The organism is Streptomyces sp. 2323.1 (genome assembly GCF_900221035.1).
In the GTDB taxonomy this organism is placed as follows: domain Bacteria; phylum Actinomycetota; class Actinomycetes; order Streptomycetales; family Streptomycetaceae; genus Streptomyces; species Streptomyces sioyaensis.
In genome coordinates, this window is sequence record NZ_LT907981.1 from 1,123,353 (window position 1) to 1,146,090 (window position 22,738).

Here is a 22,738-nt window from a genome sequence, read left to right on the forward strand (position 1 = left end):
CCCATCCTGCTGCGCCGTGCGGCCGCTCATGATTCTCTGAGGTGATCCCCCACCGCCCGGCACGTCGCCCGCAGCAGGAGGACCAGTGACCGGCACCTCGCCGCACGCGCCGCACCACCCGTCGCCCGCACCCCGGACCGCCGCCGAGGCGGACGGCGCACCGCCCCGCCCCGGCGACCCCGAGCACCCCCCGTCCCCGTACTACGAGGACCGCTCGCCGGGCAGCGGCCTCCTGCCGCCCCACGCCTGGTACGCGCGATCGGACGCCGCCCGGCAATCGCTGGACGGCACCTGGCGGTTCCGGCTCTCGGCGGGCGCCACCGCCGAGGACGACTCGTTCGCCCGGCCGGACTTCGACGATGCGCAGTGGCAGGACCTGCGGGTGCCCGGCCACTGGGTGCTCCAGGGGCGCTCCGCCGCCGAGGGCCCCTTCGAGGGCAGTGGTGCGGCGCGGCCGAACGGCGCGCCCGTCTACACCAACACCGCCTACCCCTTCCCGGTCGATCCGCCGCGGGTGCCGGACGAGAACCCGACCGGCGATCACCGGCGGGTCTTCGATCTGCCCGAGGAGTGGGGCGAGGGGCCCGCCGTGCTGCACTTCGGCGGGGTGGAGTCCTGTGCCCGGGTCTGGCTCAACGGGCAGGAGCTGGGCCACTTCAAGGGCAGCCGGCTGCCGCACGAGTTCGAGGTGGGGCATCTGCTGCGGCCGCGCCGCAATGTGCTGGCGGTGCGGGTCCACCAGTGGTCGTCGGGCAGCTATCTGGAGGACCAGGACCAGTGGTGGCTGCCCGGCATCTTCCGGAACGTCTCGCTCCACCGCCGTCCGGAGGGCTCGGTCGCCGACCACTTCGTCCACGCCGGGTTCGACCACCGCACCGGCCACGGCACCCTGCGGGTGGAGTGCACTCCGGCCGGCCGGGTGAGGGTCCCGGCGCTCGGCCTCGATCTGCCGACCGGGGAGCACGCGACGGTGCCGGTGCGCCCCTGGACGGCGGAGGACCCGCATCTCTACGACGGGGAGTTGGTCACCCCCGGCGAGCGGATCCCGCTGCGGATCGGGTTCCGCACGGTCCGCGTCGAGGACGGGCTGCTGACGGTCAACGGCCGCCGGATCCTGCTGCGCGGCGTCAACCGCCATGAGTTCCATCCGCGCCACGGGCGCGCCCTCGGCCCCGAGACGATGCGCAACGATCTGCTGCTGATGAAGCGGCACCACATCAACGCCGTGCGCACCAGCCACTATCCGCCGGACCCCGCCTTCCTCGACCTGTGCGACGAGCTGGGGCTGTGGGTCGTCGAGGAATGCGATCTGGAGACGCACGGGTTCGCCCAGCAGGGCTGGCGGGACAATCCGGTCGACGACCCGCGCTGGGAGCCGGCGCTGCTCGACCGGGCCCAGCGGATGGTCGAGCGGGACAAGAACCACCCCAGCATCGTGCTGTGGTCGCTGGGCAACGAGTGCGGCACGGGGCGCGGACTGTCCGCCATGGCCGCCTGGATGCGGGAGCGCGACCCGTCCCGCCCCCTGCACTACGAGGGCGACCCCAGCTGCGCCGACACCGATGTCTACTCCCGGATGTACGCCGACCACGCCGAGGTGGAACGCATCGGGCAGCGCGCCGAGGAGCCGCTGCCCGACCCGGAGCTGGACGCCCGCCGGCGGCACCTGCCCTTCCTCCTCTGCGAGTACGCGCATGCCATGGGCAACGGGCCGGGCGGGCTGAGCGAGTACCAGCGGCTGTTCGAGCGGTACTCGCGCTGCCAGGGCGGTTTCGTCTGGGAGTGGATCGATCACGGGCTGCGGCAGCGGACACCCGCCGGTGAGCTCTTCCATGCCTACGGCGGCGACTTCGGCGAGGAGCTGCACGACGGGAACTTCGTCTGCGACGGGCTGGTCTTCCCCGACCGGGTGCCCTCACCGGGCCTGCTGGAGTTCGCCAAGGTCATCGAACCGGTGCGGATCGAGGCCGAGACCGACGAGGAGGGCCACCCGGACGCGGTCCGGCTCACCAACCGCTACGATTTCGCCGGCCTCGGTCATCTCACCTTCCGCTGGATCTACGAGGTGGCGGGCGAGCTGCGCGGGCACGGCCGGCTCGACGTACCGCCGCTGGCGCCCGGTGCCTCGACGACGGTCCCGCTGCCGACGTCGCCGGTCGAACCGGGCGACGACGGGGAGGCGCTGTGGACGGTGACGGCGGTGCTGGACGAGGACACCGCCTGGGCGCCGGCCGGGCACGAGGTCGCCTGGGGCCAGCTGCCGGCCGGCCCGCGCCCCGCCGCCTCCTGGACGGCCACCGCCACCCCGCGCCGCGGCGAGGGCAATGTGATCGTCCTGGGCCCGGGAACCTTCGACGCCGCCACGGGGACGCTCGGCTATCTGGACGGCTTCCGGATCGGCGGCCCCCGGCTGGACGTCTGGCGGGCGCCGACCGACAACGACGAGGCCGCGCCCTGGCAGCCGGGGCCGCGGCCGGCCACCGAGTGGCGGCGGATCGGTCTGCACCGGATGCGGCATCGCGTCGATGCCGTGGAGACCGGTGCGGACGCCGTGCGGGTACGGACCCGGATCGCCCCGGCCGGCTCGCCGCTCGCGCTGTGGGCGGTCTACCACTGGACGGCCCAACCCGACCGGCTGCGGCTGGAGTTGAGCGTCGAACCGGAGGGTGACTGGCCGGTTCCGCTGCCGCGGCTCGGGGTGCGGATGCTGGTGTGCGGCAGTCTGGGCCGCGCCGAGTGGTTCGGCGGCGGGCCCGGCGAAGGCTATCCCGACACCCTGGCCGCCGCCCGTGTCGGCCGCTGGTCGATGCCGGTGGAGGAGCTGCAGACGCCGTACGTGCGGCCGCAGGAGAACGGCGCGCGGCCCGGGGTGCGCTGGGCGGAGCTGACCCGTGCGGACGGCTCGGGCCTGCGGATCGACGGCGACCCGGACTTCTTCTTCACCGCCCGCCGGTGGTCGGCCGAGGAGCTGACCGCGGCCCGCCACACCACGGATCTGCGGCCCGGCGAGGACCTGTGGCTCCATCTCGACCATGCGCAGCACGGGATCGGCAGCCAGTCGTGCGGGCCGGGGGTGCTGCCGCAGCACCGGCTGGAGGCGGCCCCGGCGCGGTTCTCGTTCGTGTTCTCGTCGCTGCGCTGAGCCCGGCGCCGGCCTCGCCGTCGCCAGGCACGCAGGTGCCGGCCGGGCCGTCTCCCCGCCCGGCACTACGCTCAGGAGGAAGGCGCGCGCACCCCGCGCGTCCGGACCACACCGGGAGGCTTCGCACCATGGTCAGCACGTCCCCGCCGCTCACCGAGGCCCTCGCCGCGGGCCCGGTCGTCCTCGACGGGGGGCTGTCGAACCAGCTGGAGGCCGCCGGGCACGACCTGAGCGATGCGCTGTGGTCGGCCCGGCTGCTGGCCGAGGAGCCGGCGGCCGTGGTGCAGGCACATCAGGCGTACTACGAGGCCGGGGCCCAGGTCGCGATCACCGCCAGCTACCAGGCGACGTTCGAGGGCTTCGCGCGCCGCGGCATCGGCGCCGAGCAGGCCGCGGAGCTGCTGCGCCGGAGCGTGGAGCTGGCCCGCGAGGCGGCCGGGCGGGCGCAGGCCGGCGGGATTGCCGGGCCGCTGTATGTGGCCGCTTCGGCGGGCCCGTACGGGGCGATGCTGGCGGACGGCTCCGAATACCGCGGCCGCTACGGCCTGTCGGTCGGGGCGCTGGAGCGTTTCCACCGGCCGCGCCTGGAGGTGCTGGCGGCGGCGCGGCCCGATGTGCTGGCGCTGGAGACCGTGCCGGACGCCGAGGAGGCCCGGGCGCTGCTGCGCGCGGTGCGCGGACTGGGGGTGCCGGCCTATCTGTCGTACAGCGTCGCGGGCGGGTGCACCCGTGCCGGGCAGCCGCTGGCGGAGGCGTTCGCGGTGGCGGCGGACGCCGACGAGGTGATCGCGGTGGGGGTGAACTGCTGCGCGCCGGACGATGCGGACCGGGCGGTACGGCTGGCGGCGCAGATCACCGGAAAGCCGGTGGTGGTCTACCCCAACAGCGGGGAGAGCTGGGACGCCGCGGCCCGGGTCTGGTGCGGCAGCCCGGCGTTCGACGCGGACCGGGTCGCCGGCTGGGCCGCGGACGGCGCCCGGCTCATCGGCGGCTGCTGCCGGGTGGGCCCGGACGCCATCGCCGGCGTGGCGGCCGCGCTGGGACGCTGACGGGCGCCCGGGGGCGCGAGGCCGGCGCGCTGGCGGGCCACCCGGGGAGGCGGTCCGGTTGCGGGCCGAAGGCGTTACACAGACGCAACCGACGGGGCGGCGACAGCGCCCCGAGCCGGTGGCAGGATGCAGCCACATCGCAGCATGCACGGCTTGGTTGATCTGCATCACGCCTTGGAGGACCCGTGTCCGCTCGCTCCGCGTCGTCTGTCATAGCCGTTGTTGCTGCCATCGCCGTAGTGGCGGGGTGCAGCAGCACCAAGTCCGACGGGAAGAAGGGGGCCGGCGGACTGGAGCTGGTCTCCTCCGGGACGCTGAAGACCTGCACCCACCTTCCGTACGCGCCCTTCCAGGTGAAGAAGAACGGCAAGATCGTCGGGTTCGATGTGGATCTGGTCGACCTCGTCGCCAAGGATCTCGGCATCAAGCAGGAGATCGTCAACACCCCCTTCGAAGGCATCGAGACCGGCCAGGACTTCACCATCCGCAAATGCGATCTGGCCGCCGCCGGCATGACCATCACGCCCGCGCGCGACAAGGTGATGGACTTCTCCGACCCCTATTTCAATGCCACCCAGGCGCTGTTGACGAAGAAGGGCAAGCCCTTCAAGAAGGTCGAAGACCTCAAGGGCAAGAAGCTCGGCTATCAGAAGGCCACCACCGGCGGGATCTACGCCAAGGACCACGGCAAGGGCGTCGAACTCGTCGAGTTCGAGGATCTGGGGCTGCTGCTGACCGCCGTGAAGTCCGGTCAGGTCGACGCCGGGATCAATGACAACGGTGTGCTCTTCGACTATGTGAAGCAGAATCCCGACACCGCGGTCGCCGCGGAGTTCAATACCGGCGAGCACTACGGAATCGGCGTACGCACCGGGAACGACGTCCTGCGCAAGAAGATCAACGAGGTCATCAAGAAGGCGAAATCCGACGGGACGTACAACCGGATCTACAAGAAGTGGTTCGGCACCACCCCGCAGAGCTGAGGCCGGCCACCATGTCCGTTTCCAAACGACAGCGCGCGCGGATCATCCGCGGCGTGCAGTACGGCGTCCTGGTCGTCGCCGTGGTGGTCTTCGCGCTGGTCGCCGACTGGCACCAGCTGCGGATGGCGTTCTTCGACGTCGAGGTCGCAAAGGCGCTGTTTCCCGAGATCATCACCACCGCACTGGTCAATACCGTCCTCTACACCCTGCTCGGCTTCGGCTTCGGCCTCGCCCTCGGTCTGGTGCTCGCGCTGATGCGGCTGTCGTCCGTGCCGCCCTACCGCTGGATCGCCGTCACCTATATCGAATTCTTCCGCGGGATCCCCTGTCTGCTGGTGTTCATCGCGCTCGGTTTCGGTGTGCCGCTGGCCTTCGAGGTCGCGCTCGATATGAACGTCACGGTGATGCTGTCGCTCGGGCTGGTGGGCGCGGCGTACATGGCCGAGACCATCCGGGCCGGAATTCAGGCGGTCCCCAAGGGGCAGACGGAGGCGGCGCGTTCGCTGGGCATGTCGCACGGGCGGGCGATGGCCTCCATCGTCATTCCGCAGGCGTTCCGTATCGTGCTGCCACCGCTGACCAATGAACTGATCCTGCTGACCAAGGATTCCTCGCTGGTGTATCTGCTGGGGCTCTCCCTCACCCAGTTCGAACTGGCCAACTTCGGCCGGGACGCGCTCAATGAGCACAAGAGCCTGACCCCGATCCTGATCGCCGGGCTGCTCTACCTCGTGATCACCCTCCCGCTCGGCCAGCTGGTCCGGCGCCTGGAGGCCCGTACGGCGAAGGCCAGGTGAGTGACGTGACGGCGGAGACGACGGCACCGGGCGCGGCGGACCCGAAGGCCATCGAGGTGGCGGGGCTGCGCAAGGCGTTCGGTGAGCTGGAGGTGCTGCGCGGGATCGACTTCTCGGTGGCGCGCGGGGAGGTGGTGTGTGTCATCGGGCCGTCGGGGTCGGGGAAGTCGACCCTGCTGCGCTGTGTGAATCTGCTGGAGGAGCCGAGCGCGGGCCGGGTGACGGTGGCCGGGACCGAGGTCACCGACCCGGATGTGGACATCGACCGGGTCCGGCGACGGATCGGGATGGTCTTCCAGGCCTTCAATCTCTTTCCGCATCTGAACGCGCTGGAGAATCTGACGATCGCGCAGCGGCGGGTGCTCGGCCGCGACCGCGCCGAGGCGGAGCGGATCGCCCGCGCCAACCTCGAACGGGTGGGGCTCAGCGACAAGGCGGCGGCCTATCCGGCGCAGTTGTCGGGTGGCCAGCAGCAGCGAGTGGCCATCGCCCGTGCGCTGTCCATGGACCCGGAGCTGATGCTCTTCGACGAGCCGACCTCGGCACTCGATCCGGAGCTGGTGGGCGATGTGCTGGCGGTGATGCGTGCGCTGGCGCAGGACGGTATGACGATGCTCGTCGTCACGCATGAGATGAGCTTCGCCCGGGAGGTCGCCGACCGGGTGGTGTTCATGGACGGCGGGGTGATCGTCGAGGAGGGCACCCCGGAGCAGGTGGTGGGCGCCCCGCAGCACGAGCGGACCCGGACCTTTCTGGCGCGGGTGCTCGATCCGGCGGCCGCGGAGGTCGGAGAGGTCTCGGACAGCGGGGCGGCGGGCAAGCGCGTCGACCGGTGAGCGGGGCCGGCGCCGGCCCGGGTGGCCGGTTGCGGCAGGACCGTCCGCGGTTCCGCGTCTGAAATGTCCGCCTCGTGGGCACGGTTGGCGACAGGAAGCCAGCCACCCTACGGCGCGGAGGTTTTCCCGTGTTCCTCGACCTGCCCCTCGACGAGCTGCACGCCTACCACCCGCCGGTTCCCGAACCGCCCGGCTTCGACGCGTTCTGGCAGCGCACCCTCGACGAGGCCCGCACCCACGACCTCGACGCCCGCTTTGCCGAAATCGATACCGGGCTCGCCCTCCTCAGCTGCTACGACGTCGAGTTCGCCGGCTTCGGCGGGCACCGGATCCGCGGCTGGTTCCTGCTGCCGCGCGCGGCCGCCGGGCCGCTGCCGTGCATCGTGCAGTACCTCGGCTACGGCGGCGGCCGGCTGCTGCCGCACGACTGGCTGCTGTGGCCGTCCGCCGGGTACGCCACGCTGGTCATGGACGCCCGCGGCCAGAGCGGCCCCAACCGCCCCGGCGACACCCCCGATCCGGCGGGCTACGGCAACCCGGGCGTCCCCGGCAAGCTCACCCAGGGCCTGCTCGATCCCGACGGCTACTACTACCGGCGGCTGTACACCGACGCCGTACGGGCCGTGGAGGCGGCGCGGGGCCATGACGCGGTGGACGCCGACCGGATCGTGGTCGCCGGCCACAGCCAGGGCGGCGCACTCGCCCTGGCGATGACCGGGCTGGTCCCCGGGCTGGCGGGCGCGCTGATCGATGTGCCGTTCCTGACGCACATCCGGCGGGCGCTCGAGGTCACGGACGCGGGCCCGTACGGCGAACTCACCCGCTACTTCGCCGGCGCCCGCGGCCACATCGATACCGCCCTGCGCACCCTGGACCACTTCGACGGCCTGAACTTCGCCGTACGCGCCACCGCCCCGGCGCTGTTCGGCACGGCCCTGCGCGACGCGGTGGTGCCACCGTCCACCGGCTTCGCCGCGTACCACCACTACGCGGGCGAGAAGCAGCTGGAGGTGTGGCGGTTCAACGCCCACGAGAGCGGCGGCGGGGAACAGCGGGTGGCGGAGCTGTCGTTCGTGCGGGGGGTGGTGGGGTGAGGGGGGTTGGTTGACCGTCGAAGGGCTGGGGGCTGGTTGGCCTCGACGGCGAGGGGCTTCGCCCCGAGAGCTGGGTGCCGCTCCGCCCCCCGAAAAACCGGGTGCTGCTCCCCCCCACCCCCGAACCCACCCCCCGCCCCCTCCCCCGAAGGGGGAGGAGGGGGAGGGGGCGGGGGAGAGCCTGCCGGGCCTCGCTGGGGGCTTCGGGCCGCCGGGGCCCCAGCCCCCGCAAACTGGCGCCGCACCCCTCGGACCGCCCCCTCGGACTCTCGCCCCGCCCCCAGCCCGCCCCCTCAGATCAGCCCACCCCTCAGCCCACCCCTCAAACCGCCCCCAACAAATGCTCCAACGCCAACTGATCCAAATGCTCGAACGCCATCCCCCGGCTGGCAGCAGCCTCGGCGTCGAAGGACTCGTACGCAGTCGGGTCGGCCAGCAGCCCGGCGAGGCCCTCCTCGGCGGTGGGGCGGCCCAGTTGGTCCAGCCGGGCGGCGTGCAGGGCGTCCTGGACGGCCGGGTCGGTCCGGAAGGCCGCAGCGCGCTCCCGGAGGATCAGGTAGTTGCGCATACAGCCTGCCGCCGAGGCCCACACGCCGTCGAGGTCCTCGGTGCGCGGCGGTTTGAAGTCGAAGTGCCGCGGCCCGTCGTAGCCGGCCGTCTCCAGCAGGTCGACGAGCCAGAACGCGGACCGCAGATCGCCGGCGCCGAAGCGCAGGTCCTGGTCGTACTTGATGCCGCTCTGGCCGTTGAGGTCGATGTGGAACAGCTTGTCCGCCCAGAGCGCCTGGGCGATGCCGTGCGGGAAGTTGAGCCCGGCCATCTGCTCGTGCCCGACCTCGGGGTTGACGCCGTAGAGCTCCGGGCGCTCCAGCCGTTCGATGAAGGCGAGGGCATGGCCGACGGTGGGCAGCAGGATGTCGCCGCGCGGCTCGTTGGGCTTGGGCTCGATGGCGAACCGCAGGTCGTAGCCCTGCTCGACGACGTACTGGCCGAGCAGGTCGAAGGCCTCCTTCATCCGGTCCAGCGCCGCCCGGACGTCCTTGGCCGCGCCGGACTCCGCGCCCTCCCGTCCGCCCCATGCCACATAGGTGTGTGCGCCCAGTTCGGCGGCGAGGTCGATGTTGCGGAGTGTCTTGCGCAGCGCATAGCGGCGGACGTCGCGGTCGTTGGCGGTGAAGGCGCCGTCCTTGAAGACGGGGTGGGTGAAGAGGTTGGTGGTGGCCATCGGGACGACCAGGCCGGTGGCGTCCAGGGCCTGCCGGAAGCGGGTGACGGCCGCCTCGCGCGCGCGGTCCGCGGCGCCGGGCGGGATCAGGTCGTCGTCGTGGAAGGTGACGCCGTACGCGCCGAGGTCGGCGAGGCGGTGGACCGTTTCGACGGGGTCCAGGGCGCGGCGGGTTGCCTCCCCGAAGGGGTCGCGGCCCTGCCAGCCGACGGTCCACAGGCCGAAGCTGAACCTGTCTTCGGGCACGGGCTGATGGCTCATGCCGGCTCCCCGCTCCGCTCGGCCCCGCTTGTGCGCGGCGCGCAGCTGCCCGCCATTCGCTGACTGCGATTGCTCATGCGCGACTCCCTCGCTATTTCGTCAACGGGCTTTACAAATTCCGCCGCGGCCAAACTAATATGCGGCAGCACACCGGGGAACCCCCTGGACCGAGACCAAGGAACACGGGCCGCCAAGGAGAGTGCACGATGGGCGCACAGTCAGCGGGACCGCTCGTCGTCGGGGTGGACAGCTCGACACAGTCCACCAAGACGCTGGTCGTGGACGCCGACACCGGTGTGGTCCTCGCCCGGGGGCAGGCGCCGCACGCGGTCAGCGGCGGCGAGGGCAAGGAGAGCGACCCCGGGCAGTGGTGGCGGGCGCTGGGCGAGGCGCTGGCGCAGTGCGGTGACGCGGCGCGGCAGGCCTCGGCGCTGTCCGTCGGCGGCCAGCAGCACGGGCTGGTGACGCTGGATGCGGCCGGTGCGCCGGTGCGCCCCGCGCTGCTGTGGAACGACGTCCGGCCGGCGCCCCAGAGTGAGCGGCTGATCGCGGAGCTGGGCGGGGCGCAGGCGTGGGCGGAGCGGGTGGGGAGCGTTCCGGGTCCGGCGTTCACGGTGGCCAAGTGGGCCTGGCTGCGGGAGAACGAGCCGGCCGCGGCCGCCGCCACCGCGGCGGTGCGGCTGCCGCACGACTATCTCGTCCAGCGGCTGACCGGTGAGGCCGTCACCGACCGCGGCGACGCCTCCGGTACCGGCTGGTGGGCGTCGTCCACCGAGTCCTACGACACGGAGATCCTGGAGCGGGTCGGGCTGGCCCCCGAGGCGCTGCCGCGGGTGGCGCTCCCGGGCGAGGCGGCCGGGACCGTGCACGCCGATGATCTGCCCCTCCCCAAGGGCGCGTTGGTGGCCGCCGGCACCGGGGACAACATGGCGGCCGCGCTCGGCCTGGGCCTGCGCCCCGGGCAGCCGGTGCTGAGCCTGGGCACCTCGGGGACGGTCTATACGGTCTCCAGGCACCGGCCCGCCGATCCGACCGGCACCGTCGCCGGCTTCGCCGACGCCCGCGGTGACTGGCTTCCGCTGGCCTGCACCCTGAACTGCACGCTCGCCGTGGACCGGGTGGCGGCGCTGCTGGGGCGCGACCGGGAGGCCGTGGAGGAGGGGGGCGAGGTGGTGATGCTGCCGTTCCTGGACGGCGAACGGACCCCGAATCTGCCCGGCGCGTCGGGGCTGGTGCACGGGCTGCGCCATGACACCACGCCCGGCCGGCTGCTCCAGGCCGCTTACGACGGTGCGGTGTTCGCGCTGTTGCAGGCGTTGGACCGGGTGCTGGACGCGGACGCGGCGCCCGATGTCCCGCTGTTGCTGATCGGCGGCGGGGCGCGGGGCCGGGCCTGGCGGGAGACGGTGCGCCGGCTGTCCGGCCGCCCGGTGGTGGTGCCCGAGGCGCAGGAGCTGGTGGCGCTCGGCGCGGCGGCGCAGGCGGCCGGACTGCTGCTGGGCGAGGATCCGGCGGCGGTGGCCCGTCGTTGGGGAACGGCGCGCGGCGCGGAGTACGAGGCACGGCCGCGGGACGGCGCCGCGTGGGACCGGCTGGCGGCGACGCTCGCCGACGGTGCGGCACTGCTGCGCCGCTGACCGCCCTGCTCATCCGTACATCCGGAGGGACGTCCGCTCCCGCCGGCACCCCGAGGAGACCTCTGTGACCGCGTCCGGCGGCGACACCCAGCACGGCATCCGGCGCCGCAATCTGGCCCGGGTGCTGCGGACCGTGGCCGCGCAGGGGCCGCTCTCCCGGCCGGCGGTCGCGGCCCGCATCGGGCTGACCCGGGCGGGGGTTGCTCCGCTCGTCGACGAGCTGCTGCGGGCCGGGCTGCTGGTCGAGACAGGGCGGGCGGCGACCGGCGGCCGGGGCAGACCGGGCGGTGAACTGGCCGTCAGCGACCGTGGCCCGGCCGGGATCGGGGCCGAGATAGGCGTCGATCATCTGGCGGTGTGCGCGGTCGATCTGCGTGGCCGGGTGCGCGCGCGGGTGGCGGCCGGTGCGGCGAACCGGCACAGCGCACCGGGCCCGGTGCTGCGGCGGCTGTCCGCGCTGCTGGCGGAGGTGACGGCGGGCATCTCGGCCGAGGGGCTGCGGCCGGCCGGGCTGACGGTCGCCGTGCCCGGCCTGGTGGCCCGGGGATCGACGACCGTGCTGCACGCCCCCAATCTCGGCTGGCGGGCGGCCGATCTGGCACCGGCCCTCGCCGGGGCGACGGCCCCGGGGCACGAGACCGCCCTCCCGCTCACCGTCGAGAACGAGGCCAACCTCGGTGCGCTGGCCGAGCTGCGGCTGGGCGGCAGCGGCGGCCGGCCGGCCCCGCCGCCGGACTTCGTACATGTGTCGGCCGAGTCCGGTATCGGGGCCGCGATCGTGGTGGACGGCCAACTTCTGCGGGGTGCACGGGGGTTCGCGGGCGAGCTGGGGCATGTGCCGGTGTATCCGGACGGCCCGGTGTGCGACTGCGGCGGCCGGGGCTGTCTAGAGCAGTACGCGGGGGAACGGGCGGTGCTGCGCGCGGGCGGGGTCACGCCGGAGGGGGCGGCGGCCGCAGCCGCGGGGCCGGGTGCCCGTATCGGCCTGCTGGCGAGGCGGGCCGCCGACGGGGACGCCGCCACCGTCCGTGCGCTGCACGAGGCGGGGACGGCGCTCGGTATCGCGCTCGCCGGGGCGGTGAATCTGCTCGACCCGCAGGCGGTGGTCCTCGGGGGTGCGCTGGCCGAGCTGGCGCCGTGGGTACTGCCGTCCCTGGAGCGGGAGTTGGCGCGGCGCACGGCCGTCGCCGCGGCGGACGGGCGGGGCGACGGGCCGCTGGTGACGGTCTCCCGCCTGGGCGCGGACGGACCGCTGCTCGGGGCGGCGCACGCCGCACTGCAGGCCGTCCTGGACGATCCCCTCCATTCCCGGACCACGGCACACTCTCCCCGGAATTGAGCCCGCTAAACCTTTCCAGGGCACGGGAATTCCATGCCACCCCATCGGGCGATTGTGCCGATAAAATCAACACCGCTACCTTCGGTCCGGCGGGTTGCCACGGAACTGCCTGAACTGGGGTTTCGGGGCGGTCCGCAGCGCACCCTCCGAAGAGACAGGTGGCATGATGACGATTGCCGACGAATCGCTGCACGACAGTGCGGAAGAGTCCCAGAATTCCAGTCTGAGTACCACCGCAGCACGGAATTTGGCGACCACCACCAAAACGGCACCGCAGATGCAGGGCATCACGTCCCGCTGGCTGCTGCGGCTGCTGCCCTGGGTGCAGGTGTCCGGCGGTACGTACCGCGTGAACCGCCGGCTGACGTACACGCTCGGCGACGGGCGCATCGATTTCGATATCACCGGCAGCGATGTGGCGATCATCCCCGAGGAGCTGCGCGAGCTGCCCGCGCTGCGGGAGTTCACCGATTCCGAGGCACTGGCGGCGCTCGGCGAGCGGTTCACCCAGCAGGAATACGCGCCGGGGGAACTGATCGCCGAGGCCGGCGCGCCGGGCGACCGGCTGGTGTTGATCGCGCACGGCCGGGTGGACCGGATCGGCACCGGCAAATACGGCGAGGACACCGTCCTCGAAGCGCTGGCCGGCGGCGACCACCTCGGCGACGAGCCGCTCACCGACCCGGAGGGGACCTGGCGGTTCAGCTATCGCGCGGTGACCCGGGTGACCGTCATGGCGCTGTCCCGGCTGGGCGCGCAGGAGGTCATGGACCGCTCCCCCGGGCTGCGCGAGCATCTGGCGACGGCCCGGCGGGACGGCGCACAGCCCACCAACGCCAGTGGGGAGTCGGCGGTCTCGGTCGCCTCCGGGCACCACGGCGAGCCGGCCCTGCCCGGCACCTTCGTCGATTACGACCTGGCGCCGCGGGAGTACGAACTCAGCGTCGCGCAGACGGTGCTGCGCACCCACAGCCGGGTCGGCGACCTCTACAGCGACCCGATGAATCAGGTCGAGGAGCAGCTGAAGCTGACGGTCCAGGCGCTGCGGGAGCGCCAGGAACACGAGATGATCAACAACCGGGACTTCGGGCTGTTGCACAACGTGGACCTCAAGCAGCGCATCCACACCCGCACCGGTCCACCCACCCCCGACGACCTCGACGAGCTGCTCGCAACGGTCTGGAAGGACCCGGGTTTTCTGCTCGCCCATCCGCAGACGATCGCCGCGATCGGCCGGGAGTGCAGTGCCCGCGGTCTGTATCCGACGGCGGTTGATTTCATGGGACATTCGCTGCCGTCGTGGCGCGGTGTGCCGATCTTTCCGTGCAACAAGATTCCGGTGACGAAGGAGCGGACCAGTTCCATTCTGCTGTTGCGCACCGGCGAGGCAAAGCAGGGGGTAGTCGGCCTGCACCAGACCGGAATTCCCGATGAATATGAACCGAGCCTCTCGGTGCGTTATATGGGCCTCGATGACCGGGCCGTTCTCAAATATCTCGTCAGCGCCTACTATTCGGCGGCCATTCTCGTACCCGATGCGCTGGGCGTGCTCGACGACGTCCAGATCGGCCACTGAACGCTCCGCGGAAGAACTCGGCGCGTCGGGGAGCGGTCCCGTATGCCCGCACCGGCGCGCGCACCGTACGCACCGCACCGAACAAGAACAGGTGAGCCTTCTCCATGACCACATCGGTGGATCCGACGTCCGGCCCGCAGCCGTCCGCGCCCGAGCGGACCAGCCTGGACACCGCGGCCGCCCGCAAGCTGGCGACCACGACCAAGACCGTGCCGCAGATGCAGGGGATCTCCTCCCGCTGGCTGCTGCGGATCCTGCCCTGGACGCAGGTCTCCGGCGGTACGTACCGCGTCAACCGGCGGCTGACCCACACCCTCGGTGACGGCCGGGTGGAGTTCGTCTCGACCGGTTCCGATGTCCGGGTCATTCCGGCGGAGTTGCGCGAGCTGGCCCCGCTGCGCGGCTACACCGACGCGGCGACGCTGGAGGCGCTGGCGGACCGGTTCGTCCAGCGGGAGTTCGCACCGGGTGATGTGCTGGCCCGGCAGGGCGGGCAGGCCGACCGGGTCATCCTGATCGCGCACGGCAAGCTCGACCGCACGGGCACCGGCAAGTACGGCGACGAGACGGTGCTGGGGGTGCTGGCCGACGGTGACGCCCTCGGTGCGGCGGCGCTGCTGTCGCCGGACGCGGAGTGGGAGCACTCCGTCCGCGCGGTGACCCGGGTGACCGCACTGACCCTGTACCGCAGCGACCTCGAAGAGGTGCTGGGCCGGTCGGAGTCGCTCCGTTCCCATCTGGAGGAGTTCCGCGCGGCGCTGGTGCCCGCGCAGAACAAGCACGGCGAGTCGGCCATCGAGCTGGCCGCGGGCCATGTCGGCGAGCCGGCCCTGCCGGGCACCTTCGCCGATTACGAACTGACGCCGCGGGAGTACGAACTCAGCGTGGCCCAGACCGTGTTGAAGGTGCATTCCCGGGTCGCCGATCTCTACAACGACCCGATGAACCAGCTGGACCAGCAGCTGCGGCTGACCGTCGAGGCGCTGCGCGAGCGCCAGGAACACGAGATGGTCAACAACCGGGAGTTCGGGCTGCTGCACAACGCCGACCTCAAGCAGCGCCTGCACACCCGCAGCGGCCCGCCCACCCCCGACGACCTCGACGAGCTGATCTCCCGGCGCCGCAAGACCCAGTTCCTGCTGGCCCACCCGCGCACCATCGCGGCCATCGGGCGGGAGTGGAACGCCCGGGGCATCTACCCCACGACCGCGGAGGTCGAGGGCACCGCGGTCCGGGCCTGGCGGGGCATTCCGCTGCTGCCCTGCAACAAGATCCCCATCACCCCGGAGGGGACCAGCTCGGTCCTGGCGATGCGGGTCGGCGAGGAGAACCAGGGGGTGGTCGGGCTGCACCAGACGGGCATCCCGGACGAGTACCGGCCCGGCCTGTCGGTGCGCTTCATGGGCATCAATGACCAGGCCGTCCTCAACTATCTGGTCAGCGCCTACTATTCGGCGGCGGTCCTGGTGCCGGACGCGCTGGGCATCCTGGAGGACGTAGAGATCGGCCACTGACCGGCCGGGAACCGGGGCCGCGGGTGTCGCGCCCACCACCGCCCCAGGGCCGGGGGTGCGGCACCCGAGTGACGTCCGATCAGGTATCTCCTGGACTTCTGACCTGCGCCGTTCTGCCTTTGGTCCAGCCATTGACAGAACGGCCATTCCCTTGGCAGGGCGAGCCCTGTTGCGCATCATGAACGCACCGGCTGTGCGTGACATGTACGCGACCACCCCTCGGTCCCTGTCAGGAGTTCACATGGAGCCCGACCCCCGTCGCCCGGCCCGCAGACGCCTGCTCACCGGAGCGGCCGCGCTCACCGCGTCCGCCGCACTCGCCCCCTTCGGCACGGCCACCGCCGGTGCCGCCGCCTCCACGCGCCGGCTCACACCGGGCGGCGGCACCTACCCCCCTTGCCAGTGGGTCCCGGCAAGCCCGTCCAACTTCACCACCGCCAAACGCCCGACGCAGTATCCGGTCGAGATGGTGGTGATCCATGTGACGCAGGAGACCTACGCCCACACCCTCAAGCTCTTCCAGAACCCGGCACACAAGGCGGCCGCGCACTACGTCGTACGGTCCACCGACGGCCATCTCGCCCAGTGCGTCCGCGAGCGGGACGTCGCCTGGCACGCCGGGAACTGGGACTACAACACCCGCAGCATCGGCATCGAGCACGAGGGCTGGATCGACGACCCGGCGTGGTTCACCGACATCCTCTACACCCGGTCCGCCCAGCTCACCGCCGCCATCTGTGACCGCTATGCGATCCCCAAGGACCGCGAGCACATCATCGGCCATGTGGAGGTCCCGGGCAGCGACCACACGGACCCCGGTGAGTTCTGGGACTGGGCGCGCTATTTGCAGCTGGTGAACGGACTCTCCTGGCGGACCGCCATGTGACCCGACGCGCGCCGCACCCTCCGCCACGCCGACGGGCCCAGGACGCCGGACGCGCGATCGCGGGCCCGCGAGGACGGCGCCCGGCGACACGGCGGCCGTTCCGCGGGTGTACCGATTCATGACATCTCCGGGCCATAGTGAACATCTTCGGCACCTGGGACAGTTGACGTGACATCAGGGGGGCTCGTGAAGCAGCGATTCGTTCGAGTGCGCGCGATGCTGACCGTGCTGGTGGCATGGGGTGCGCTGGTCGGCGGCGGGATGGCGGGCGGCGCCCCGGCCACCGCCGCGGACAGCGGTCTCCACCGTTTCGGTGCCACATCGGTCGCGCCGGGTGTGTCCTACGCCGAATTCCGGATGACGGTGCCCCGCGGCGTCGTGCACGGGCATCTGGTGACGGTCGATCTGGCCGATCCGCGGGTCGCGGTGGATCTGCTGTACCCCGGTGCGGTCGGCGCCCGGTCACCGGTGTCCGAACTGGCCGCGGACCGTGGCGCGGTGGCGGCGGTCAACGGCGACTTCTTCAACATCAGCGAGGGCCAGCATCCCGGCGTGGAGGCCACCGGCGCCTCGGTCGGCCCGGCGGTGGCCTCGGGCCGGCAGCTGAAGGGCGCGGTGCCCGACGGGCAGCGCTTCGGGCCGGTCATGCCGCCCGGCGCCACCACCGAGGACGTCATCGGCGTCGGCTACGACCACCGGGCCCGGCTGGACCGGCTCACGCTGCACGGTGCGGTGCTGACCCCCGAAGGGGCGCTGCCGCTGCGCGGCCTGAACCAGTACGCCCTGCCGGTCGACGGGATCGGCGCCTACACCGCGCGGTGGGGCCCGGCGTCCCGGCTGCGCGCCACCTGCGGGACGGACACCGACCGGGCGGCGCCGTGCAGCACGGACACCGCGGAGGTGACGGTCCGCCACGGCCGGGTGGCGGCACTCCGGGACGCGCCGGGCGCCGGCGGGGTGGCCGTGGGCAGCGTGGTGCTGGTGGGCAGGGAGGAAGGGGCCAGACAGCTGCGCAAGCTGCACCTCGGTGAGCGGGTGAGCGTCAGCCACCACCTGGCGGGCCGGGGGCCGGGGCGGCTGCGGTTCGCGGTGGGCGGCTTCCCGATCGTGCGGAACGGCGCGCCGGTGGACGGCCTGGACTCCGGCGCGGTGGCGGTGCGTACGTCCGCGGGGACCGGCGCCGGCGGCCGGGTGCTGTATCTGCTGGCCCTGGACGGAGCGCCGGGGCAGACCGGCCTGACGGTGTGTGAACTTGCCGATTTGATGCAGGAGTTGGGCGCGCGGAACGCGGTGGATCTGGACGGCGGCGGGTCCTCCACGCTGGTCACCGGCGACGCCTACGGGGAGACCGTGCGCAACCATCCGTCGGGCGGGGCGGAGCGGCCGGTCCCCAATGCGATCGGGGTCTTCTCCCCCAAGCGGCTCGGTGGGCGGGTACGGGGCTGAGCGCCGGCGCGTGGCCGCCCCTCGCGCTCAGCCGCCGCCTCACGGACGCACACTGCTCACCACATCGGCGGCGCCGGTCAGGCCCTGGTGGATGTCGGGAGCGAGGCTGCTGTTCGCCAGATAGAAGCCGAGCAGTGCACACACCAGGGCGTGCGAGAACTTGAGCTTGCCGCTGCGCAGAAAGATCACCGTCAGGACCACCAGCAGCAGCACGACCGAGATGGAAATTGCCACGGGACGCACCCTCCTCGACCGCCGCCCGAACGGGCAGCAATGGGTGGCCAGTTTGGCGTATTTCAGGGTATGTCCGGTTCTTGTACGGGTGCTCCGATCGGGTGATCACTACGGGTCACCGACTGTCGGCGAGCGGCGGACCTCCGACCACGGCGGACGGCCGGGCGACGCAGCGCCGGGAGCAGGGAGGACGACCCCCTCGGACCCTCCGCCGACCACCCGCCCTCCCGGCACCCGCATCACACACCGCCACGCACCCCAAGGCGGATATATGCCCCACATCAGCCCAAATACCCAGTGGCGGCGCCACGTTCACGCCACCCAACGCACCCGGCCAGCCAATGTGGCGCGTATCACATAACTCCCTGCAACGAATCGTGTCGCTCGATCGTCTTAGCGGCCGATCCTGCCCCTCCCCCTCCTTGCAGACGGAAAGCCCGTATGAGCCAGACCCTCTCTCCCCGTCACCGGCCCTTCCGGTCACTGCGCGTCTTTCCGTGCGTGCTCCCGGTGATTGCCGTGGGCACGCTCACCGCGTGCGGGGGCCTCGCGTCGTCGGCTCCCCAGGGCGAGCCGGTGAAGGTCGCGCTGGGGGCGGCGAGCGGTACGAGGACCGTGCAGGCCGGCGACAAGATCAGGGTGACCGCTCAGGGCGGGGTGCTGACCGAGGTGACGGTCACCGACCCCCGAGGCCAGAGGCTGCCCGGCGGGCTCGGAAGCGGCGGGACCGAGTGGACGGCCCTGACGAAGACCGCGCCGGGCACGAAGTACTCCGTCCTCGCCCGGACCAGGAATCCGCAGGGCGACGTCGGTGCGACCAAGGAATCGCTGACCATCGCGAAGCCGAACCGGCTCCGCGAGCTGGCGCTCGCTACCGGCACACCGGCTGACGCGGTCGACGCCGACCGGCCCGTGACGGTCACCTTCGGGTTCCCGGTGACCCACCGGGCCGCCGTGGAGCACCGGCTGAGTATCCTCACCGACCGCGGCACGAACGGATCATGGGCCTGGAGCAAGGACCGCAGCGGCAAGGACCGGGCGGACTGGCTGCCCGCGCGGCACCGGGAGCCGGGCACCGGGGTCGCCCTGCGGGCGGAGCTCAACCCGGCGGACTCCGGCGGCGTCCCCCACGTCGCCAAGGACTATGACCTGAACTTCACCATCGGCCGGAGTTGCACCGACTCGGCGGCGGGGCGTGTTTGTGGCAAGGTCCAGGTGAGTGACGCCCCTGAGGTCGCCACCTCCTCCGTACGAGGGAAAGACGACAGGACAATGGGGATCGGAGACTGGCATGCCGGCTGATCCCCACGACGGACGAACAGCGCCCTCGCGCCGAGCAGCTGACCCTTTTCAGAGCCTAATGTGACGGAATGAGCACCGTGCAGGACCAGGATCAACTTACGGGGTGGCGGCGCTTCCGGCGCCGTGTCCCCAATGGCTTCGCCATCATCTTCAGCATGCTGGGGCTCTTCTGCGCCCTGACCGCGCTGATCGGGCCCCTGCGGCGCGGACTCCATCCGGTGATCTACTGGCTGGACACGCTCACCTTCCCGGTGCCGCCGAACCTCGCGTATGCGGTGCTGCTCTTCCTGTTGGCCGCGGCGCTGACCGCACGCAAACGGGTGGCGCTGTGGTGCCTGGTGACCTACATGGTGCTGGTCATCCTGGCGGACGCGGCGTTCCTGGCCATGGACTACTGGGAGTTCGCCTTCTCCCTGGTGCTGTGTGGCGGCGTGCTGGTGCTGCTGCTCGTCTCGCACCGTGAGTTCTATGCGATCACCCGGCGCGGGGCGTTCCTGCGGGCCATCGGTGTGCTGATCGGCGGGCTGGCCGTCGCGGTGCTGATCGGCTGGGGTCTGGTGTCGCTGACGCCGGGCACCCTGGAGGCCGGCGGCGGCAACCGGCTGCTGTGGGCCGCCAACCGCGTCTGCGGCGGGCTGGTCGGCGGCCGGCTGGTCGAGGGGCATCCGCCGCACTGGACCAACTTCCTCCTCGGTCTCTTCGGCGCCCTGGCGCTGCTGAACGCCGCTGCCACGCTGTTCCGTTCGCAGCGGATGGAGGCCGCACTGCACGGGGACGAGGAGGACCGGATCCGGGCGCTGCTGGAGCGCTACGGCAGCCAGGACTCGCTCGGCTACTTCGCCAGCCGCCGCGACAAGGCCGTGGTCTTCTCCCCCAGCGGCAAGGCCGCCGTCACCTACCGCGTCGAGGCCGGTGTCTGTCTGGCCAGCGGTGACCCGGTCGGTGACCGCGAGGCCTGGACCCAGGCCATCGAGGCCTGGCTGGAGGTCGCCGGGCGCTACGGCTGGCAGCCGGCCGTCATGGGCGCCAGCGAGAGCGGCGCCAAGGCGTTCGCGCGCTGCGGCCTCGGTGCGCTGCAGCTCGGCGACGAAGCGATCTTGCATGTGAAGGACTTCGACCTGGACGGCCGGGAGATGCGGGTCACCCGCCAGGCCGTCAACCGCGTCGAGCGGACCGGCGCGACCTTCCGTCTGCGGCGCCACTCCGCGCTGACCGACGAGGAGATGCAGGAAGTCATCCACCGGGCGGACGCCTGGCGGGACACCGAGACCGAGCGCGGCTTCTCGATGGCCCTGGACCGGCTGGGCGACCCGGAGGACGGGGACTGCCTGCTGGCCGAGGCGTACGACGGCGACGGCAACATGATCGCGCTGCTGTCCTTCGTGCCGTGGGGCAAGGACGGCATCTCGCTGGACCTCATGCGCCGTGACCGCACCGCGCCCAACGGCGTCATGGAGTTCATGGTGGCCCGGCTGTGCGCACAGGCCGGGGCGATGGGCGTGCGCCGGATCTCGCTGAACTTCGCGGTGTTCCGGTCCGCCTTCGAGGAGGGCGCCCGGATCGGTGCCGGTCCGGTGCTGAAGTTCTGGCGCCGGCTGCTGCTGTTCTTCTCCAAGTGGTGGCAGCTGGAGGCCCTGTACCGCTCCAACGCGAAGTACAACCCGGAGTGGTACCCGCGGTTCCTGTGCTACGCGGACGCCGGCGCGCTGGCCCGGATCGGTCTGGCCTCCGGTATCGCCGAGGGCTTCGTCGCCGTACCGAGCCTGGGCAAGCTGTGGGGCAAGGGCCACAAGAAGCGGCTGCTGGCCCCGGCGAGCACCGCGGGCCTGCCGTCGCTGGACGAACTCGGTCTGGTCCAGACGGGCCCGGCCACCGAGGAGGAGCTGCACGAACAGGAGCTCGCCGCGCTGCCCGAGCAGGTGCGGGTGCGCCACCGGAAGCTGGAGCGGCTGCGGGAGGACGGCACCGACCCGTACCCGGTGGGCGTGCACCGTACGCACACCCTGGGCGAGGTCCGCAGTGAGTTCCCCGACCTCAAGGCCGGGGCGCGGACCGGCAAGTCCGTCACCCTTGCCGGCCGGGTGCTGCTCACCCGCGACCACGGCGGGGTGCTCTTCGCGGTGCTGCGGGACTGGTCGGGCGATCTGCAGATCGCGCTGACCCGGGACGGCAGCGGGGCCGGACTGGACCGCTTCGGCTCGGACATCGACCTCGGTGACCATGTCGAGGTGGAGGGCGAGATCGGCGCCAGCGACCGCGGTGAGCTGACGGTCTTCGTCAGCACGTGGCGGCTGACCGCCAAGTGCCTGCGGCCGCTGCCGGACAAGCGGCGCGGACTGTCCGACCCGGAGGCCAAGGTCCGCCAGCGGTATGTGGACCTGGTCGTCTCGACGGACGCGCGGGACAACCTGCGGGCCCGCAGCACCGCCGTGCAGGCGCTGCGCCAGGGGCTGATCGACCGGGGCTACCTCGAGGTCGAGACGCCGATGCTGCAGCAGATCCACGGTGGCGCCAACGCCCGCCCGTTCCACACCCACATCAACGCCTACGACCTCGACCTGTATCTGCGGATCGCGCCGGAGCTGTATCTCAAGCGGCTGTGTGTGGGCGGCATGGAGAAGGTCTTCGAGATGGGGCGGACCTTCCGCAACGAGGGCATCTCCTACAAGCACAACCCCGAGTTCACGATGCTGGAGGCCTACCAGGCGTTCGCCGACTACGACGTGATGCTCGATCTGACCCGGGAGCTGATCCAGAGCGCGGCCGTCGCCGCGTTCGGCAGCGCCACCGCCCGTAAGGCCGACGAGCGCGGCCGGCTGGTCGAGCACGACATCTCGGGGATCTGGCCGGTCAAGACCGTCTACGGCGCGATCTCGGAGGCGCTGGGCGAGGAGGTCGACGCCGACACGAACCCGGAGGTGCTGCGCCGTCTGTGCGCGACGTCGGGCGTGCCGGTCAAGCCGGAGAGCGGCCGGGGCGACATCGTGCTGGAGATGTACGAGCGCCTGGTCGAAGAGAAGACCACCCTTCCCACCTTCTACAAGGACTTCCCGACCGATGTGTCCCCGCTGACCCGACAGCACCGGCGGGATCCGCGGCTCGCCGAGCGCTGGGACCTGGTCGCGTTCGGCACCGAACTGGGCACCGCCTACTCGGAGTTGACCGACCCGGTCGAGCAGCGCCGGCGGCTCACCGCCCAGTCGCTGCTGGCGGCCGGCGGTGACCCGGAGGCCATGGAGCTGGACGAGGACTTCCTCCAGGCGCTGGAGTACGCGATGCCGCCGACCGGTGGTCTGGGCATCGGCGTGGACCGGCTGGTCATGTTCCTCACCGGTCTGTCGATCCGCGAGACGCTGCCGTTCCCGCTGGTGCGGCGCCGCTGAGCGCAGCCGGCCTGCCGGCACCCGGCCCGGGCCC

The 22,738-nt window shown here is 72.0% G+C and carries 16 protein-coding genes; 14 read left to right on the forward strand and 2 right to left on the reverse strand.

All coding sequences use genetic code 11. The features are described from left to right. The first annotated feature begins 85 nt into the window (after positions 1 to 85). The 6 genes from CPH93_RS04285 to CPH93_RS04310 all read left to right on the forward strand — a co-directional run bounded on the left by CPH93_RS04285 (position 86) and on the right by CPH93_RS04310 (position 7,901). Positions 86 to 3,142 (forward strand): glycoside hydrolase family 2 TIM barrel-domain containing protein, encoded by a 3,057-nt coding sequence (locus CPH93_RS04285; protein WP_173909713.1) that lies wholly within the window; start codon positions 86 to 88, stop codon positions 3,140 to 3,142. A gap of 128 nt (positions 3,143 to 3,270) precedes the next feature. Then, positions 3,271 to 4,191, forward strand: a complete 921-nt coding sequence (mmuM, locus tag CPH93_RS04290; protein WP_096211994.1) for a homocysteine S-methyltransferase — start codon at positions 3,271 to 3,273, stop codon at positions 4,189 to 4,191. 185 nt (positions 4,192 to 4,376) lie between these two features. Then, positions 4,377 to 5,174, forward strand: coding sequence for an ABC transporter substrate-binding protein (locus CPH93_RS04295; RefSeq protein WP_040897894.1), 798 nt, complete (start codon positions 4,377 to 4,379; stop codon positions 5,172 to 5,174). An 11-nt stretch (positions 5,175 to 5,185) separates the two neighbouring features. After that, positions 5,186 to 5,971, forward strand: coding sequence for an amino acid ABC transporter permease (locus tag CPH93_RS04300; protein ID WP_096211995.1), 786 nt, complete (start codon positions 5,186 to 5,188; stop codon positions 5,969 to 5,971). Positions 5,972 to 5,976: 5 nt separating this feature from the next. Beyond that, a complete protein-coding gene (locus CPH93_RS04305) occupies positions 5,977 to 6,807 on the forward strand; it encodes an amino acid ABC transporter ATP-binding protein (protein WP_093486958.1) in 831 nt (276 codons plus the stop codon). Between the two features lie 128 nt (positions 6,808 to 6,935). Next, positions 6,936 to 7,901 (forward strand): acetylxylan esterase, encoded by a 966-nt coding sequence (locus CPH93_RS04310; RefSeq protein WP_096211996.1) that lies wholly within the window; start codon positions 6,936 to 6,938, stop codon positions 7,899 to 7,901. A gap of 322 nt (positions 7,902 to 8,223) precedes the next feature. Here the strand turns inward: CPH93_RS04310 and xylA are convergent, their stop codons facing one another. Further along, positions 8,224 to 9,387 carry a xylose isomerase gene (gene xylA / locus CPH93_RS04315; protein ID WP_096211997.1) on the reverse strand — a complete coding sequence of 388 codons (1,164 nt, stop codon included), beginning with the start codon at positions 9,385 to 9,387 and terminating at the stop codon, positions 8,224 to 8,226. 206 nt (positions 9,388 to 9,593) lie between these two features. On the opposite strand from xylA, the gene xylB reads away from it, so the two are divergent. The 6 genes from xylB to CPH93_RS04345 all read left to right on the forward strand — a co-directional run bounded on the left by xylB (position 9,594) and on the right by CPH93_RS04345 (position 17,785). Next, positions 9,594 to 11,024 carry a xylulokinase gene (gene xylB, locus CPH93_RS04320; RefSeq protein ID WP_096211998.1) on the forward strand — a complete coding sequence of 477 codons (1,431 nt, stop codon included), beginning with the start codon at positions 9,594 to 9,596 and terminating at the stop codon, positions 11,022 to 11,024. Positions 11,025 to 11,088: 64 nt separating this feature from the next. Continuing rightward, positions 11,089 to 12,363: an ROK family transcriptional regulator gene (locus CPH93_RS04325; RefSeq protein WP_096211999.1), complete on the forward strand. Its 1,275-nt coding sequence runs from the start codon at positions 11,089 to 11,091 to the stop codon at positions 12,361 to 12,363. A gap of 163 nt (positions 12,364 to 12,526) precedes the next feature. Next, positions 12,527 to 13,939 carry a family 2B encapsulin nanocompartment shell protein gene (locus tag CPH93_RS04330; RefSeq protein WP_096212000.1) on the forward strand — a complete coding sequence of 471 codons (1,413 nt, stop codon included), beginning with the start codon at positions 12,527 to 12,529 and terminating at the stop codon, positions 13,937 to 13,939. 104 nt (positions 13,940 to 14,043) lie between these two features. Next, on the forward strand, positions 14,044 to 15,453 hold the full coding sequence (locus CPH93_RS04335; protein WP_093486947.1) for a family 2B encapsulin nanocompartment shell protein: 1,410 nt from the start codon (positions 14,044 to 14,046) through the stop codon (positions 15,451 to 15,453). A gap of 241 nt (positions 15,454 to 15,694) precedes the next feature. Further along, positions 15,695 to 16,339, forward strand: a complete 645-nt coding sequence (locus CPH93_RS04340; protein ID WP_096212001.1) for an N-acetylmuramoyl-L-alanine amidase — start codon at positions 15,695 to 15,697, stop codon at positions 16,337 to 16,339. A 207-nt stretch (positions 16,340 to 16,546) separates the two neighbouring features. Beyond that, positions 16,547 to 17,785, forward strand: coding sequence for a phosphodiester glycosidase family protein (locus tag CPH93_RS04345; protein ID WP_096212002.1), 1,239 nt, complete (start codon positions 16,547 to 16,549; stop codon positions 17,783 to 17,785). 39 nt (positions 17,786 to 17,824) lie between these two features. Here CPH93_RS04345 and CPH93_RS04350 read toward each other — a convergent pair whose 3' ends face one another. Continuing rightward, complete coding sequence (locus tag CPH93_RS04350; RefSeq protein WP_006601905.1) at positions 17,825 to 18,019, reverse strand: hypothetical protein; 195 nt, start codon at positions 18,017 to 18,019, stop codon at positions 17,825 to 17,827. Between the two features lie 441 nt (positions 18,020 to 18,460). On the opposite strand from CPH93_RS04350, the gene CPH93_RS04355 reads away from it, so the two are divergent. Together CPH93_RS04355 and lysX are read left to right on the forward strand one after the other, a co-directional pair. After that, a complete protein-coding gene (locus CPH93_RS04355; protein WP_096212003.1) occupies positions 18,461 to 19,321 on the forward strand; it encodes an Ig-like domain-containing protein in 861 nt (286 codons plus the stop codon). 68 nt (positions 19,322 to 19,389) lie between these two features. After that, positions 19,390 to 22,704 carry a bifunctional lysylphosphatidylglycerol synthetase/lysine--tRNA ligase LysX gene (gene lysX / locus CPH93_RS04360; RefSeq protein ID WP_093486940.1) on the forward strand — a complete coding sequence of 1,105 codons (3,315 nt, stop codon included), beginning with the start codon at positions 19,390 to 19,392 and terminating at the stop codon, positions 22,702 to 22,704. Positions 22,705 to 22,738: the final 34 nt, after the last annotated feature.